Below are 15,089 nucleotides of genomic sequence, written 5' to 3'. Positions count from 1 at the left end.
CCCACGAGACCTATCCGGAGACCCTCCTCATGACCGAGAGCACCACCATCCGCTGGGAACAGGACGAGACCGGCGTCGTCACCCTCGTCCTCGACGACCCGAACCAGTCCGCCAACACGATGAACCAGGCCTTCAGGACCTCGATCGCGGCGGTCGCCGAACGCGCCGAGGCGGAGAAGGACTCCATCCGCGGCATCATCTACACCTCCGCCAAGAAGACCTTCTTCGCGGGCGGCGACCTCAAGGACATGATGAAGGCAGGACCCGAGGACGCCCAGCGGGTGTTCGAGGCCGGCGCCGCCCTCAAGTCCTCCCTGCGCCGCATCGAGACCCTGGGCAAGCCCGTCGTCGCCGCCATCAACGGCGCTGCGCTCGGCGGCGGTTACGAGATCGCCCTCGCCTCCCACCACCGCATCGCCCTGGACGCCCCCGGCTCCAGGATCGGCCTGCCCGAGGTCACCCTCGGCCTGCTGCCCGGAAGCGGCGGAGTCACCCGCACCGTACGCCTCATGGGCATCGCGGACGCGCTGCTGAAGATGCTGCTCCAGGGCACCCAGTACTCCCCGCGGCGCGCCCTGGAGAACGGCCTCGTCCACGAAGTGGCCACCACCCGGGAGGAGATGCTCGCCAAGGCCCGCGCCTTCATCGACGCCAACCCCGAGTCGCAGCAGCCCTGGGACAAGCCGGGTCACAAGATCCCCGGCGGCACGCCGTCGAACCCCCGGTTCGCCGCGAACCTGCCCGCCTTCCCGGCCGGCCTGAGGAAGCAGCTGAACGGCGCCCCCTACCCGGCCCCGCGCAACATCCTCGCGGCCGCCGTCGAGGGCTCCCAGGTCGACTTCGAGACGGCGCTGACCATCGAGGGGCGCTACTTCACCGAGCTGGTCACCGGGCAGACCGCCAAGAACATGATCCAGGCGTTCTTCTTCGATCTCCAGGCGGTCAACTCCGGTGCCAGCCGGCCCGACGGCATCGCACCGCGCCAGGTCCGCCGGGTCGCCGTCCTCGGCGCCGGCATGATGGGCGCCGGCATCGCCTACTCGTGCGCCCGCGCCGGCATCGACGTGGTGCTGAAGGACGTGTCCGCCGAGGCCGCGGCCAAGGGCAAGAACTACTCCGAGAAGCTCTGCGCCAAGGCCGTCTCCCGGGGCCGTACGACCCAGGAGAAGGCGGACGCGCTGCTCGCCCGCATCACGCCCACGGCGGACCCGCAGGACCTGGCCGGCTGCGACGCCGTGATCGAGGCCGTCTTCGAGGACACCTCGCTCAAGCACAAGGTGTTCCAGGAGATCCAGCACATCGTCGAACCCGACGCGCTGCTGTGCTCCAACACCTCGACGCTGCCCATCACCGCCCTCGCCGAGGGCGTCGAGCGCCAGGACGACTTCATCGGGCTGCACTTCTTCTCGCCCGTCGACAAGATGCCGCTGGTGGAGATCATCAAGGGCGAGCGGACCGGCGACGAGGCGCTGGCCCGCGCCTTCGACCTGGTCCGCCGGATCAACAAGACCCCGATCGTGGTGAACGACTCGCGCGGCTTCTTCACCTCGCGCGTCATCGGGCACTTCATCAACGAGGGCGTCGCGATGGTCGGCGAGGGCATCGAGCCCGCGTCCGTCGAGCAGGCCGCGGCACAGGCCGGCTATCCGGCCAAGGTCCTCTCGCTCATGGACGAGCTGACCCTCACCCTGCCGCGCAAGATCCGTGCGGAGTCCCGGCGCGCGGTCGAGGAGGCGGGCGGCACCTGGGCGACCCACCCGGCCGAGGCGGTCATCGACCGGATGGTCGACGAGTTCGGCCGCACGGGACGCAGTGGGGGAGCGGGCTTCTACGAGTACGGGGAGGACGGCAGCCGCGGCAGGCTGTGGCCGGGACTGCGTGAACACTTCACGAAGCCGGGGCACCGCATCCCGTTCGAGGACATGCAGGAGCGCATGCTCTTCTCCGAGGCGCTCGACACGGTCCGGCTCCTCGAAGAAGGGGTCCTGACGTCCGTGGCCGACGCCAACATCGGATCCGTCCTCGGGATCGGCTTCCCGGGCTGGACGGGCGGCGTGCTCCAGTACATCAACGGGTACGAGGGCGGACCGGCCGGCTTCGTGGCGCGCGCGCGGGAACTCGCCGAGCGCTACGGCGAGCGGTTCACGCCGCCCGCGCTCCTCGTCGAGAAGGCGGAGAACGGCGAGACGTTCAGCGACAAGTAGCGACGGCAGCCGGTACGCCTCGCGCGGCCGCACCGCAACGCGGATCCGCGTCGGCGGCGGAGTGGCTCAGGACTCCCTGAGCCACTCCCGCAGTTCCTCCTTGAGGGAGCGCTGGAAGGTCGTCAGCAGGGCCTGCACCACGAGCGGCTGCATGTGCGCGGACAGGGACTTCACCGCGGCCACGGACTCCCGTCCGTCCACCGCTTCCCGCAGCAGCGTGGACAGCTCGTGCGCGGCCGCCCGCGAGTGCTCCAGCAGGACGGTCCGCGCCGCGACGATCGCCTCGGGCGCGATCGGCACGTCGAGGAGCTGGACACCGAGCCGCAGCAGACCCGGGTCCGCGCGGAACCCGCCGGGGACGGGGACGATCAGGTCCATCGCGGTGAGCCGGTCCAGGTCCGCCGCGTCCAGCGGCCGGCCCGCCCGCCGCTCCAGTTCCTCCCGCGACATCTCCTCCGCCGTGTCCGGCGCCCACGAGGCGACCACGGCGCGGTGGACGGCGAGGTCCTCGGCGCTCAGGCCGGGCGGCAGCCGCCGGAGGTGACGCTCGATCGCGGCCAGCGTCATGCCCTGGTGCTGCAACTCCTCGATGAGCGCGAGCCGGCCCAGGTGCTCCCCGCTGTAGTGGCCCACCCGGCGGGGGCCGATCACGGGCGGCGGCAGCAGGCCCCTGGTGCTGTAGAAGCGGACCGTACGGACCGTGACGCCGGCCCGCGCGGCCAGTTCGTCGACCGTGAGCGTCGGCTCCCCGGTGTCCGTCGTCATGGCAGCCCCTCGCCTCTTCGGGTGGTGCGGTGGTCCGGTGCAACAGTATTGCTGTCTCACCGGTGTGGTGAAAGCGCACGCCGGAGCCGGCCGGCACCCGCACCGGTGTGCCGGAAGCACGTCCCGGGAAATCTGTACAGACCCCGATCAGCATGTGAGATGTGCCGCTATGTGACATCGGCCACCGCGTGCGGGGTGATCTCTGAGGGAAGGTGGCGCCTTGGTCTGTGCCACGAGTGGGACGGTGCGGGCCAGACACATCCGGACACCCGCGTACGCCGTGCGCCGGGGCACCAGAGAGTTGATCCACCCGTGAGCAAGGACGCCGTAGACACGGCAAGGGCCGCATCCCGCCCGGAAGCCGCCGGTACCCCCGCGGACGCGGGCGACGCCGGGTACAGCAAGGACCTCAAGGCCCGCCACGTCAACATGATCGCGATCGGCGGAGCGATCGGCACCGGACTCTTCCTGGGAGCCGGCGGCCGGCTCCACGACGCCGGCCCCGCGCTGGCCCTCGCCTACCTCGTCTGCGGCGTCTTCGCCTTCTTCGTCGTACGGGCCCTGGGAGAGCTGGTCCTCTACCGGCCCTCCTCCGGGTCCTTCGTGTCGTACGCGCGCGAGTTCCTCGGCGAGAAGGGCGCGTACGTCGCCGGCTGGATGTACTTCCTCAACTGGTCCACGACCGGCATCGCGGACATCACCGCGATCGCGCTCTACACGCACTACTGGAGCCTGTTCACCGACATCCCGCAGTGGGTGCTCGCCCTCGTCGCGCTCGCGGTGGTCCTGGCCGTCAACCTGATCTCCGTCAAGATCTTCGGCGAGATGGAGTTCTGGTTCGCGATCGTCAAGGTCGCCACCCTCGTCGCGTTCATGCTGGTCGGCATCTTCCTGCTGGCGACGCGGCACGAGGTCGGCGGCACCACCCCGGGCGTGGGCGTCATCACCGACCACGGCGGCTTCCTGCCGCACGGGGCCATGCCCGTCGTCCTGGTGATGCAGGGCGTGATCTTCGCGTACGCCGCCCTGGAGCTGGTCGGTGTCGCCGCGGGCGAGACCGCCGAGCCGGAGAAGGTCGTCCCGCGCGCGGTGAACTCGATCATGTGGCGGGTCGCGCTCTTCTACGTCGGCTCGGTCGTCCTCCTCGCCCTGCTGCTGCCCGGCTCGGTCTACTCAGCCGGCCAGAGCCCCTTCGTCACGGTGCTGTCGAAGATCGGCGTCCCGGCGGCCGGTGACGTGATGAACCTGGTGGTCCTCACCGCGGCCATGTCCTCGCTGAACTCGGGTCTGTACTCCACCGGCCGCATCCTGCGCTCCATGGCGATGGCGGGCTCCGCGCCGAAGTTCACCGCGAGGATGAACCGCAGCCAGGTCCCGTACGGCGGCATCCTGCTGACCTGCGCGGTGTGCGTGCTCGGGGTCGTCCTGAACTATCTCGTGCCGAGCCAGGCCTTCGAGATCGTCCTGAACGTGGCGTCCCTGGGCATCATCAGCACCTGGGTGATCATCATGATCTGTCACCTGGTGTTCGTCCGGCGCGCCAAGGAGGGCCTGCTGACCCGCCCCTCGTTCCGCCTGTGGGGCAGCCCGGTCACCGAGATCGTCACGATCGCCTTCCTCGTCGCCGTGCTGGGCCTGATGGGGAAGGACCCGGACGTCGGCCGCAAGACGCTGCTCCTCATCCCGCTCGTCGCGGTGCTGCTGGTCGCCGGTTGGTTCGCCGTCCGGCGCCGCGTCGCGCAGTCCGCGGACCAGGAGCTGACCCGGATCACCGGATAGGCCGCGCGAAGGGACGGGTGCGGCGCCATCCCGCTGTCCGGTGTGGCGACAACGGTGAATTCCGGTCAACTCTGGCGCAGATGCGCGTTGGTTTCGCACATGTGAGCGGGTAGGTCCCGGGCATGGATTTCCCTCCGCACCCGGCGGGTCCGGTCGGCCCGAGGACCGCAGACCTCCTCCTCGCGCTGCCGCTGTTCGCCGTGGTGTACCTGTGCCTCGCACGCGTGCTGCCGCCGCTGCACCGGGCCCTCGGGACCCGGCGCGAGGCGGCCGGGGGTGCCGCGGTGCGGGCGGACGCGGTGCGGGCGGCCGCCGCGGCCGAACGGTCCCGGACGCGCAGGCTCCTGGCCGCCGCGGAGCACGACGCGGCCCGCACCCGGCGGCGGCCCGACGACACCGCCCGCACCGGGCGCCGGGTGGACGAAGCGGCCCGCACCCGGCTTCGGGCTGACGATGCGGCCCGCATCCGCAGGCGGGTCAACGACGCCTGCACCGGGCCTCAGGCGGACGACGCCGCCCACACCGGGCCTCGGGCCGACGGCATCGCCCGCACCGGGCTGTGGGCCACCGAGGAGAGCGCCGTGCCGCTCGCCGCGTCCCGCGAGGACGGCCGCCGTGGGCGGGACGCCCGCGCCGCGCGGGCACGGGCCCGCGGCGCGGCCGAGCGGCGCACCGCCGACACCGAGCTCCGCATGTCGGTCTCCGAGCTGGCCTCGGAGCTGGCGGGCCGTATCGCGGGCGGGCCGGGACCCTTCCGGGCCGAACCCGGGCGCTGACCGGCGGCACCGCGAGAAGAAAAACCGTCCGCCCGCCCGGAAGAGGACGGACGGGCGGACGGACGGCGGGGGAGACCCCGGCCGGGGGCGGCGTCAGTGCACGGAGTCGGTCGCGGCGATCTTCTTCCAGGACCTGGGCCGCGCGGGCGCGCCTTCCGCACCCTTCGTGCGCGCGTCCCGCGCGATCACCGCGTCGCGCGCCGCGGGTGCGCCCGGCTTCGACGGCTGGTACAGCCAGGTGTCGAAGAGCGAGCCGAGCGAGGCGCCGGACACCTTCTCCGCGTACTTCCGGAAGTCGTCGACGGACGCGTTCCCGTACGCGAACTGCTTGGGCCAGCCCTTCAGAACGGCGAAGAACGCGTCGTCCCCCACCTCGTTGCGCAGGGCCTGCACCGCCAGCGCGCCCCGGTCGTAGACCGCGATGTCGAACTGGTGCTCAGGACCGGGGTCGCCGGGCGCCACCGTCCAGAACGCGTCGTCCGCCGGGTGCGACGCGTACACGTAGTCCGCGAGTTCCTGCGCCGTGCCCTCGCCCTCGTGCTCCGACCACAGCCACTGCGCGTACCGCGCGAAGCCCTCGTTGATCCAGATGTCCTTCCAGCCGGCGAGGGACACGCTGTCGCCGTACCACTGGTGGGCCAGCTCGTGCACGACCACGGACGTGTTCGACCCGCCCGCGAACTGGCGAGGGCTGTAGAACACCCGGGTCTGGGTCTCCAGCGCGTACCCGGTGGTGGTGTTCGGGACGTACCCCCCGACCGAGTTGAAGGGGTACGGGCCGAAGTAGCCGGTCAGCCAGTCGGTGATCTCCGCGGTCCGCTCCACGCTCGCCCGGGCGGCTCCTTCGTTGTCCCCGAGGTCCTTGCTGTACGCGTTGACGACGGGCACGCCGTCGGACGTCGTCCCCGTGGTGAGGTCGAATTTCCCGACCGCGAGCGTGGTCAGGTAGGTGGCCTGCGGTTTGTTGGAGCGCCAGTTGTAGCGGGTCCAGCCGAGCCGTGAACTCGTCGACTGCAACGTTCCGTTGGAGATCGCCTGCGTTCCGTCGGGCACCGACACGGACACGTCGTAGGTCGCCTTGTCGCGCGGGTGGTCGTTGCTCGGGTACCACCACCAGGCCGCCTCGGGCTCGTCCGCCGCGACTGCGCCGTCCGGGGTGCGGTGCCAGGTCGAGAAGCCGTACGCGGTCTTCGTGGACGGCACTCCGCTGTAGCGGACGACGACCGTGACCGGCGTGCCCTTGGCGAGGGGCCGGGCCGGCGTGATCTCCAGCTCGTGCTGTCCCGACGTGGCGAACGACGCCTTCGCGCCGTTGACCCGCACTTCGCTGACGTCGAGCAGGAAGTCCAGGTCGAACCGCGACAGGTCCTGTGTCGTCGTCGCCAGGAGTGTCGCCGTGCCTTCCAGCTCGTCCGTCCTCGGCTGGTACTTCAGCCGCAGGTCGTAGTGCGAGACGTCGTACCCGCCGTTGCCGTAGGCCGGGTAGTAGGGGTCGCCGATACCCGGGGCGCCGGGGGAGGCGCCGGCCGCCGATGCCGGGATCGCCAGCAGGAGGGAGGCCGCGAGCGCGCCCGGGGCGATGAGTCTGCGGTGCACAGGAGCTCCAAGTCGTAGGGTCACGGAGTCTGTTCGGAGACTATTCAGCCGCCCTGGCCACGGTCATGTCCACGGCCCCACCCGTCACACGATCGCCATTCGGCCGACATGAGCCATCACGCCGCACGCACCCGCAAGAGCCCTCTTTTGTGCGGGAGTTGACCGGGGTACCTTCCGCGCATGCCGATACGTGCGCGCCGTTGGCGCCTCACCACCTGGAGATCGCTCGCGACGGCGGCCACCACCGCCCTGCTGGCCGCCTTCGTGTCCCCCGCCGTCGCCCACAGCGCGCCCCGGGAGAGCACACCGGTCTACTCCTACGAGAACGCCATCCGCGAATCCGTATGGGTCGACACCGGACTGGACGGCGACGGCGACGGGAAACGGGACCGCGTCGCCGTCGACATCGTCCGCCCCCGCGAACCCGCCCAGCGGGGCCGCAAAGTGCCCGTGATCATGGATGCCAGCCCGTACTACTCCTGCTGCGGACGCGGCAACGAGAGCCAGAAGAAGACGTACGACGCGAACGGCGACGTCGTCCGGATGCCGCTGTTCTACGACAACTACTTCGTGCCGCGCGGGTACGCCTTCGTCGGTGTCGACCTGGCCGGCACCAACCGCTCCGACGGCTGCGTCGACGTAGGCGGCCGCTCCGACGTCCAGTCCGCGAAGGCCGTCGTCGACTGGCTGAACGGCCGGGCCAGGGGCTACACGACCCGCACCGGCGCCGACCGGGCCGGGGCCGGCTGGACCAACGGCAGAACCGGCATGATCGGCAAGAGCTACGACGGCACGGTCGCCAACGGTGTGGCCGCCACCGGGGTCGAGGGCCTGAAGACGATCGTCCCCATCAGCGCCATCTCCTCCTGGTACGACTACTACTTCGCCAAGGGCGCCCCGCTCTACGACTCCGGCCCCGAGTGGCTGTCCGACTACGTGGAGAGCCCGGAAGCCCGCGCCCGGTGCGCCGCCGTCCAGCAAGAACTCGTCGACGAGGCACCGCGCACCGGCGACCGGACCTCACTGTGGACCGAGCGCGACTACGTGCGCCACGCCGACCGGGTGCGGGCCAGCGTCTTCCTCGTCCACGGCATGCAGGACCTCAACGTCCGCACCCAGCACGTCGGACGATGGTGGAGGGCCCTGGCCAGGAACGGCGTCGAGCGCAAGATCTGGCTCTCCCAGACCGGCCACGTCGACCCCTTCGACTTCCGCCGAGCCGCCTGGGTCGACACGCTGCACCGCTGGTTCGACCACGAACTCCTCGGCTACGACAACGGCATCGACGACGAGCCGATGGCCGACATCGAGCGCGCCCCCGACACCTGGACCACCTCCGGCGTCTGGCCGCCGCGGGGGACCGACGGGGTGCGCCTGCACCCGGGGAAGAGCGCCCTGCCGGGTGTCGGCACCCTCGGACTCCGTACGAGGTCGGGGACCGAGACCTTCACCGACGACCCGCGGCTGAGCGAGACGGACTGGGCCGCCCACGTCGACGGCCCGACCCCCGAGAAGGCCGGGTTCACCACCCCGGTGCTGACCCGCGACCTGCGGCTGTCCGGATCGTCCGAGGTCACCGTCACCGCCACCCCGACCACGTCGACCGCGCACCTCTCCGCGGTCCTGGTCGACCTCGGTCCGGACACCATCCGTGACTACGCCGCCGCCGGGGAGGGCATCACGACGCTCACGGACCGCACCTGCTGGGGCGCGAGCACCGCCGGGGACAGCTCCTGCTTCAAGGAGACCGCGGCGAAGAACGCGGACGTCGACTACACGGTGGTCAGCCGCGGCTGGGCCGACCTCGGCAACCACGCGTCCGCCGCGAAGGGCGTCCCGCTCACCCCGGGCCGGGCCTACACCATCACGCTCGACCTGGCCGCCACCGACCACGTCGTGCCGCGGGGCCACCGACTCGCGCTCATCGTCGCCGGCACCGACAAGGACCTCATCGACCCGCCGTCGAGCACGCCCACGCTGACGCTCGACCTGTCCCGCACCTCGGCCCGGATACCGCTGGTCGGCGGCGCCGGCGCCTTCCGCTCCGCGACGGTGAACTCCACCCGCACGCCGCGCCCGTCGGTCCTCGACGGCGTACGCGACCCGAGCGCCCCCCGCCGCGTCCCGGGCGGCGGCACTCGCTGACGTCGCGCTCCCGTGCCCCGGCCGTGGCGGTCACCGCCACGGCCGGGGCCGTTCTTCGAATTGCGCCGGCTTCGGCTTCGTAGGGTTCATCTACATGAACAACATTCAGCGCTCAGGCGGCCCTAGGTCTCTGCCCCCTGGCCATGCGCCCTTGGTCCACGTGCCGGTATACCCACTCCAGCCGCGTGTGATCCGCTCCGAGGGGTGCCTGGCGGCGAGAGTGATGTCGTGCTGCTTTCCGCTGTGTGCAGAGCAGTGTTCGAGCATGTGAATTCGATTCGGTCAGGACTCTTGCCACCCCATGGGGGCCCACTTATCGTCTGCGGCTAGAGAAAGCGCTTTCCGAGGTTGGGGAACGCTGGAGGCGGTCTACGCGCAGACCGCCGTACGCGGTCCTCGGTCAACCGCACGGGCTTGAACTGTTCGCAGGGCACGACGAATGAGCAGACCACGGTGAACCAGGAGTGAGAATGAGACGACCACTCGCACTGAGACTCTCCGCCGCGTCGGCCGCCATGGCCGCAGCGGCCGCGGTCGGTGTGGCGCTGACGATGCCCGAGGCGTCGGCGGCGACCGGCAGCGCCACCGGCTACGCGACCCAGAACGGCGGCACCACCGGCGGGGCGGGCGGGCAGACCGTGCGGGCCACCACCGGAACCGCGATCAACGCGGCTCTGTGCGGCCGTGCCAGCAGCAGCACGCCCATCACCATCCAGGTCGAGGGGACCATCAACCACGCCAACACCGCGAAGGTGTCCGGCGAGAGCTGCAACACGGCCGCCGGAGTGATCGAGCTGAAGCAGGTCAGCAACGTCACCATCGTCGGCGCCGGCAGCGGAGCCGTCTTCGACCAGCTCGGCATCCACATCCGGGAAGCGAGCAACATCATCATCCAGGACGTGACGGTCCGGAACGTGAAGAAGTCCGGCTCGCCCACCTCCAACGGCGGGGACGCCATCGGCATGGAGGGCGGTGTCCGCAACGTCTGGGTCGATCACACCACCCTCGAGGCGTCCGGAGGGGAGGACGAAGGATTCGACGGCCTCTTCGACATGAAGGACAACACCCAGTACGTGACCCTGTCGTACAGCATCCTGCGCAACTCCGGGCGGGGCGGCCTCGTCGGGTCCAGCGAGAGCGACCTCTCCAACGGCTTCATCACCTACCACCACAACCTCTACGAGAACATCGACTCCCGCGTGCCCCTGCTGCGCGGCGGCACGGCGCACATCTACAACAACCACTACGTGGGCCTCAGCAAGTCGGGCATCAACTCCCGCGCCGGCGCCAAGGCCAAGGTGGACAACAACTACTTCGAGGACTCCCGGGACGTCCTCGGCACCTTCTACACCGACGCGGCCGGCTACTGGCAGGTCAGCGGCAACATCTTCGACAACGTGACCTGGTCCAGCCCCGGCACCGACAACCACCCCGCCGGCCCGAAACCGCAGTCGAACACCACAGTCGCCATCCCCTACGCCCACACCCTCGACGCCGCAGCCTGCGTGCCCGACATCGTGCGCCGGACGGCGGGTGCCGGCACCGGTCTGCAGGTGTCGAACGGCAACTGCGGGGCCCAGACGCCGACGCCGACGCCGACCACGACTCCGACCTCGCCCACCCCCACTCCCACCCCCACGGCGACGCCGACACAGCCCGGCGGGACCAACCTCAGCCTCGGTGCCGGCTCCGACGGTTCGAGCAAGGCCGACGGCACAAGCTACGGCAACGTCCGGGACGGCAACCTGAGCACCTACTGGTCACCGGCCGGCGCGACCGGCTCCGTCTCCATCAAGTGGGGCTCCGCCACCACCGTCTCCAGCATCAACATCCGTGAGGCATCCGGATCCGCGGGAAACATCGGCTCCTGGAGGGTCCGCAACGCCGACAACGGCGCCGTCCTCGCCTCGGGCAGCGGCGCGGGCCCCATCAGCTTCCCGCGCACCTCCCTCAGCAAGATCACTTTCGAGATCACCGGTTCGACGGGAGCGCCGAAGGTGGCCGAGTTCGAGACCTACGGGTCGTAACAGCGCACTCTTCGAGGTCCGCACATCGGGTCGTATGGGCATTATGAGGCAATAATGCCCATACGGCGTCCAGGGGAAGGTGCGGAATGACAGAGGACCTGAAAGAACGGGGCGGCCGGGGAGATCCGTCCGACGTCCCCGGCGGCTCCGGCCACCGGACGGACCGGGTGGTGTTCGGCGTCACCGCAGCGCTCACCCTGGCCTTCGTGATCTGGGGCGCGGTCGCGACGGACTCCCTGGAGAGCGTCTCCACGACGATGCTCAACGGCCTGATCCACAACGGCGGCTGGGCCTTCATGCTGGCCGCCTCGTGCTTCGTGGTCTTCGCGCTCTGGCTCGCGGTCAGCCGCTACGGCAGGATCCACCTGGGCGCCGAGGGCGAGAAGCCCGAGTTCCGCACCGTCTCCTGGGTCGCGATGATGTTCAGTGCCGGCATGGGCATCGGCCTGATGTTCTACGGCGTGAGCGAACCGCTGTCGCACTACACCACGCCCCCGCCCGGCACCTCGCCCGCCGACTCCGGTGAACGCATGGAGACGGCGATGGCCACCACCCTCTTCCACTGGACGCTGCACCCCTGGGCGATCTACGCGGTGGTCGGCCTCGGCATCGCCTACAGCACCTTCCGCAAGCGCAGGCGCCAGACCATCAGCGCGGTCTTCACCCCGCTCATCGGCGAGAAGCACGCCAACGGCACCGCGGGCCGGGTCATCGACATCCTGGCGATCATCGCCACCGTCTTCGGCTCCGCGGCCTCCCTCGGCCTCGGCGCGCTGCAGATCGGCTCCGGGTTCAAGGAGCTGGACTGGCTGGACAAGGTGAGCACGGGACTGCTCGTCGCCATCATCGCCGTCCTGACCGTCGCGTTCGTCGCCTCAGCGGTGTCCGGCGTGGAGAAGGGCATCCAGTGGCTGTCCAACATCAACATGGTCCTGGCGCTGGTGCTCGTCGTCTTCGTCTTCGTCGCGGGGCCCACCATCATCGTCCTCGACCTGCTGCCCACCTCGATCTTCGCCTACCTCGGCGACCTGCCCCAGCTCGCCGGGCGCACCGAGGCGGCCGGCGGGGAGGGCGTCGCCGACTGGCTGGGCAGCTGGACGGTCTTCTACTGGGCGTGGTGGATCTCCTGGACGCCGTTCGTCGGCATGTTCATCGCCCGGATCAGCCGCGGCCGCACCATCCGGCAGTTCGTCGGCGGTGTCATCCTCGTCCCCAGCAGCGTCAGCCTGGTCTGGTTCGCCGTCTTCGGTGGTACGGCGATGAAGCTGAAAGAGGGCGGCGCGCTCGGCGGTGAGTCGACCCCCGAGGGTCAACTCTTCGGCGTGCTCCAGGAGTTCCCGGTCGCGACGGCGTCCAGTCTGCTCGTGATGATCCTCGTCGGGATCTTCTTCGTTTCGGGTGCCGACGCCGCGTCCATCGTGATGGGCACGCTCTCCCAGCGGGGCGCGCTCGAACCGGGACGTCTCGTCGTCGTGTTCTGGGGTGTCGTGACCGGCGCCGTCGCCGCCATCATGCTGCTCGTCGGCAGCGGCCAGGGCGACGCGCTCACCGGCCTGCAGAACCTCACGATCCTCGCCGCCGCGCCCTTCGTCCTCGTCATGATCGGCATGTGTGTCTCGCTCATGCGGGACCTGCGCAGGGATCCGCTCGTGGTGCGCGGCGAGATGGCCTCGGAGGCCGTCGAGCTCGCCGTGATCGAGGGTCACAGGAGATACGACGGCGAATTCGAGATCAGGGTCGGCCCGGGGGCCGGCACGGACACGGAGGGAGACCCGCTCGGGCACGACCACGGCTGAGGCGTCAGCGGCAGGCGAGCCCGGCCGCCTCCCGCGCACATCCCCAGGCCACGGTGACACCCGCACCCCCGTGACCGCAGTTGTGCACCAACAGCCTTTCGTCGGGCAGCACTTCGCGCTCCAGGCGCACCGAGTCGCGCACCGGCCGCAGCCCCACCCGGTGGCCCAGGACACGGGCTCCGGCGATCTCCGCCCGCGGCGCCGTGCAGCGCTCGACGATCCGCGCGGCCGCCGCGGGGTCGGGCGTCGGGGACCAGTCGTCCTCGTCGGTCGTGCCGCCGAGCGGGAGCGCGCGGGGCGGGCCGTTAGGATCGGCGTTCTGATGACTGCCACTCTCGTCGCCAAGAATCTCGCCGCCGGACACGGCGACCGCTCACTCTTCTCCGGGCTCGACCTCGTCGTCGCGCCCGGAGACGTGATCGGGCTCGTCGGTGCCAACGGCGCCGGCAAATCCACCCTGCTGCGGCTGCTCGCCGGGCTGCTCACCCCGGAGGAGGGCGAGCTGCGGCTGTCCCCGCCCGGCGCGTCCGTCGGGCACCTGCCGCAGGAGCCGGAGCGCCGGCCGGGCGAGACCGTACGGGACTTCTTGGCCCGCCGCACGGGCGTGGCCGAGGCGCAACGGGCGATGGACGAGGCCACCCAGGCCCTGGTGGACGGAGCGCCGGGCGCCGACGACGCGTACGGCACCAGCCTGGAGCAGTGGCTGGGCCTCGGCGGCGCCGACCTCGACGAGCGGGCCGAGGAGGTCGCCGACTCCCTCGGACTCGGCGTCGGACTCGACCAGCCCATGACGTCCCTGTCCGGCGGCCAGGCCGCCCGCGCGGGCCTCGCCTCGCTGCTGCTGTCCCGCTACGACGTGTTCCTGCTCGACGAGCCCACGAACGACCTGGACCTGGACGGCCTGGAACGGCTCGAACGCTTCGTGAGCGGCCTGCGCGCGGGCACCGTCGTCGTCAGCCACGACCGCGAGTTCCTCAGCCGCACCGTCACCAAGGTGCTCGAACTCGACCTCGCGCAGCAGGAGATCACCCTGTACGGCGGCGGCTACGAGGCCTACCTCGAAGAGCGTGAGACCGCCCGCCGGCACGCCCGCGAGGACTACGACGAGTACGCCGACAAGAGGTCGGCGCTCGAAGGGCGCGCCCAGATGCAGCGCTCCTGGATGGACAAGGGCGTCAAGAACGCCCGCCGCAAGGCGAACAACGACAACGACAAGATCGGCCGCAAGTTCCGCAGCGAGGCCAGCGAGAAGCAGGCCGCGAAGGCCCGGCAGACCCAGCGCATGATCGAGCGGCTGGACACCGTCGACGAGCCCCGCAAGGAATGGGAGCTGCGCATGGAGATCGCGGCGGCGCCCCGGTCGGGCGCGGTCGTCGCCACGCTGCGGGACGCCGAGGTGCGGCGCGGCGACTTCACGTTCGGGCCCGCGACGCTCCAGATCGACTGGGCGGACCGGGTCGCCGTCACCGGAGCGAACGGCGCGGGCAAGTCGACGCTGCTCGGCGCCCTGCTGGGCCGGGTCCCGCTGGACGCGGGGCACGCGGCCCTCGGCTCCGGCGTGGTCGTCGGGGAGGTCGACCAGGCCCGCAAGCTGTTCCACGGCTCCGAGTCCCTGCTCGACGCCTTCAGCGCGGCCGTCCCGGAGACCGAACCCGCCGAAGTGCGCACCCTGCTCGCCAAGTTCGGCCTCAAGTCGCACCACGTGCTGCGCCCCGCGGCCTCCCTCTCCCCGGGCGAGCGCACCCGCTCGGCGCTGGCGCTGCTCCAGGGCCGCGGCGTGAACCTCCTGGTCCTGGACGAGCCGACCAACCACCTCGACCTGCCGGCCATCGAGCAGCTCGAGTCCGCCCTGGAGTCGTACGAGGGCACGCTGCTCCTGGTCACCCACGACCGCCGGATGCTGGACGCGGTCAGCACGACCCGTCGTCTCGAAGTGGCCGACGGCAAGGTCACCGAGAAGCGCTGACCGGCCCCCTCCCCGGGAGCTCCCGGGAGAGGGCC

8 protein-coding genes and 2 pseudogenes are annotated in these 15,089 nt (G+C 70.8%); 7 read left to right on the top strand and 3 right to left on the bottom strand.

What is annotated here, in order from left to right; translation table 11 throughout:
• Nucleotides 1–29 precede the first annotated feature (29 nt).
• Nucleotides 30–2,204 carry a 3-hydroxyacyl-CoA dehydrogenase NAD-binding domain-containing protein gene (locus ACFYP4_RS12075; RefSeq protein WP_388784979.1) on the top strand — a complete coding sequence of 725 codons (2,175 nt, stop codon included), beginning with the start codon at nucleotides 30–32 and terminating at the stop codon, nucleotides 2,202–2,204.
• A 66-nt stretch (nucleotides 2,205–2,270) separates the two neighbouring features.
• Here ACFYP4_RS12075 and ACFYP4_RS12070 read toward each other — a convergent pair.
• A pseudogene (locus tag ACFYP4_RS12070) lies at nucleotides 2,271–3,012 on the bottom strand (MerR family transcriptional regulator).
• Between the two features lie 269 nt (nucleotides 3,013–3,281).
• Here ACFYP4_RS12070 and ACFYP4_RS12065 point away from each other — a divergent pair.
• Nucleotides 3,282–4,748 carry an amino acid permease gene (locus tag ACFYP4_RS12065; RefSeq protein WP_358851910.1) on the top strand — a complete coding sequence of 489 codons (1,467 nt, stop codon included), beginning with the start codon at nucleotides 3,282–3,284 and terminating at the stop codon, nucleotides 4,746–4,748.
• Nucleotides 4,749–4,870: 122 nt separating this feature from the next.
• Entirely contained in the window at nucleotides 4,871–5,524 is a 654-nt protein-coding gene (locus ACFYP4_RS12060; RefSeq protein WP_388784977.1) for a hypothetical protein, read from the top strand.
• A gap of 93 nt (nucleotides 5,525–5,617) precedes the next feature.
• Here ACFYP4_RS12060 and ACFYP4_RS12055 read toward each other — a convergent pair whose 3' ends face one another.
• Nucleotides 5,618–7,120, bottom strand: a complete 1,503-nt coding sequence (locus tag ACFYP4_RS12055) for a M1 family metallopeptidase (RefSeq protein WP_388784975.1) — start codon at nucleotides 7,118–7,120, stop codon at nucleotides 5,618–5,620.
• 180 nt (nucleotides 7,121–7,300) lie between these two features.
• Here ACFYP4_RS12055 and ACFYP4_RS12050 point away from each other — a divergent pair, with 180 nt between their 5' ends.
• From ACFYP4_RS12050 to ACFYP4_RS12040, 3 genes are all read left to right on the top strand, one after another.
• A complete protein-coding gene (locus ACFYP4_RS12050) occupies nucleotides 7,301–9,265 on the top strand; it encodes a Xaa-Pro dipeptidyl-peptidase (protein ID WP_388784973.1) in 1,965 nt (654 codons plus the stop codon).
• A gap of 470 nt (nucleotides 9,266–9,735) precedes the next feature.
• On the top strand, nucleotides 9,736–11,292 hold the full coding sequence (locus ACFYP4_RS12045; RefSeq protein WP_388784971.1) for a polysaccharide lyase family 1 protein: 1,557 nt from the start codon (nucleotides 9,736–9,738) through the stop codon (nucleotides 11,290–11,292).
• Between the two features lie 86 nt (nucleotides 11,293–11,378).
• Nucleotides 11,379–13,088, top strand: a complete 1,710-nt coding sequence (locus ACFYP4_RS12040) for a BCCT family transporter (protein ID WP_358851905.1) — start codon at nucleotides 11,379–11,381, stop codon at nucleotides 13,086–13,088.
• Nucleotides 13,089–13,092: 4 nt separating this feature from the next.
• On the opposite strand, the pseudogene ACFYP4_RS12035 reads toward ACFYP4_RS12040, so the two are convergent.
• Nucleotides 13,093–13,386: pseudogene (locus ACFYP4_RS12035) on the bottom strand (FAD-dependent oxidoreductase); the annotation flags it as partial.
• A 24-nt stretch (nucleotides 13,387–13,410) separates the two neighbouring features.
• On the opposite strand from ACFYP4_RS12035, the gene ACFYP4_RS12030 reads away from it, so the two are divergent.
• Complete coding sequence (locus ACFYP4_RS12030) at nucleotides 13,411–15,054, top strand: ABC-F family ATP-binding cassette domain-containing protein (RefSeq protein ID WP_358851904.1); 1,644 nt, start codon at nucleotides 13,411–13,413, stop codon at nucleotides 15,052–15,054.
• Nucleotides 15,055–15,089 lie beyond the last annotated feature (35 nt).

The organism is Streptomyces sp. NPDC005551, assembly GCF_042871785.1.
Classification (GTDB): domain Bacteria; phylum Actinomycetota; class Actinomycetes; order Streptomycetales; family Streptomycetaceae; genus Streptomyces.
The sequence above is the reverse complement of the archived record's forward strand: the minus strand, read 5'-3'. Positions and strand labels throughout refer to the sequence as shown.

Bases quoted from the DNA above. Each gene is read 5' to 3' on its own strand.
- ACFYP4_RS12045 (WP_388784971.1), top strand. From the start codon at position 9,736: ATGAGACGACCACTCGCACTGAGACTCTCCGCCGCGTCGGCCGCCATG.
- ACFYP4_RS12075 (WP_388784979.1), top strand. From the start codon at position 30: ATGACCGAGAGCACCACCATCCGCTGGGAACAGGACGAGACCGGCGTC.
- ACFYP4_RS12040 (WP_358851905.1), top strand. From the start codon at position 11,379: ATGACAGAGGACCTGAAAGAACGGGGCGGCCGGGGAGATCCGTCCGAC.
- ACFYP4_RS12030 (WP_358851904.1), top strand. From the start codon at position 13,411: ATGACTGCCACTCTCGTCGCCAAGAATCTCGCCGCCGGACACGGCGAC.
- ACFYP4_RS12060 (WP_388784977.1), top strand. From the start codon at position 4,871: ATGGATTTCCCTCCGCACCCGGCGGGTCCGGTCGGCCCGAGGACCGCA.
- ACFYP4_RS12050 (WP_388784973.1), top strand. From the start codon at position 7,301: ATGCCGATACGTGCGCGCCGTTGGCGCCTCACCACCTGGAGATCGCTC.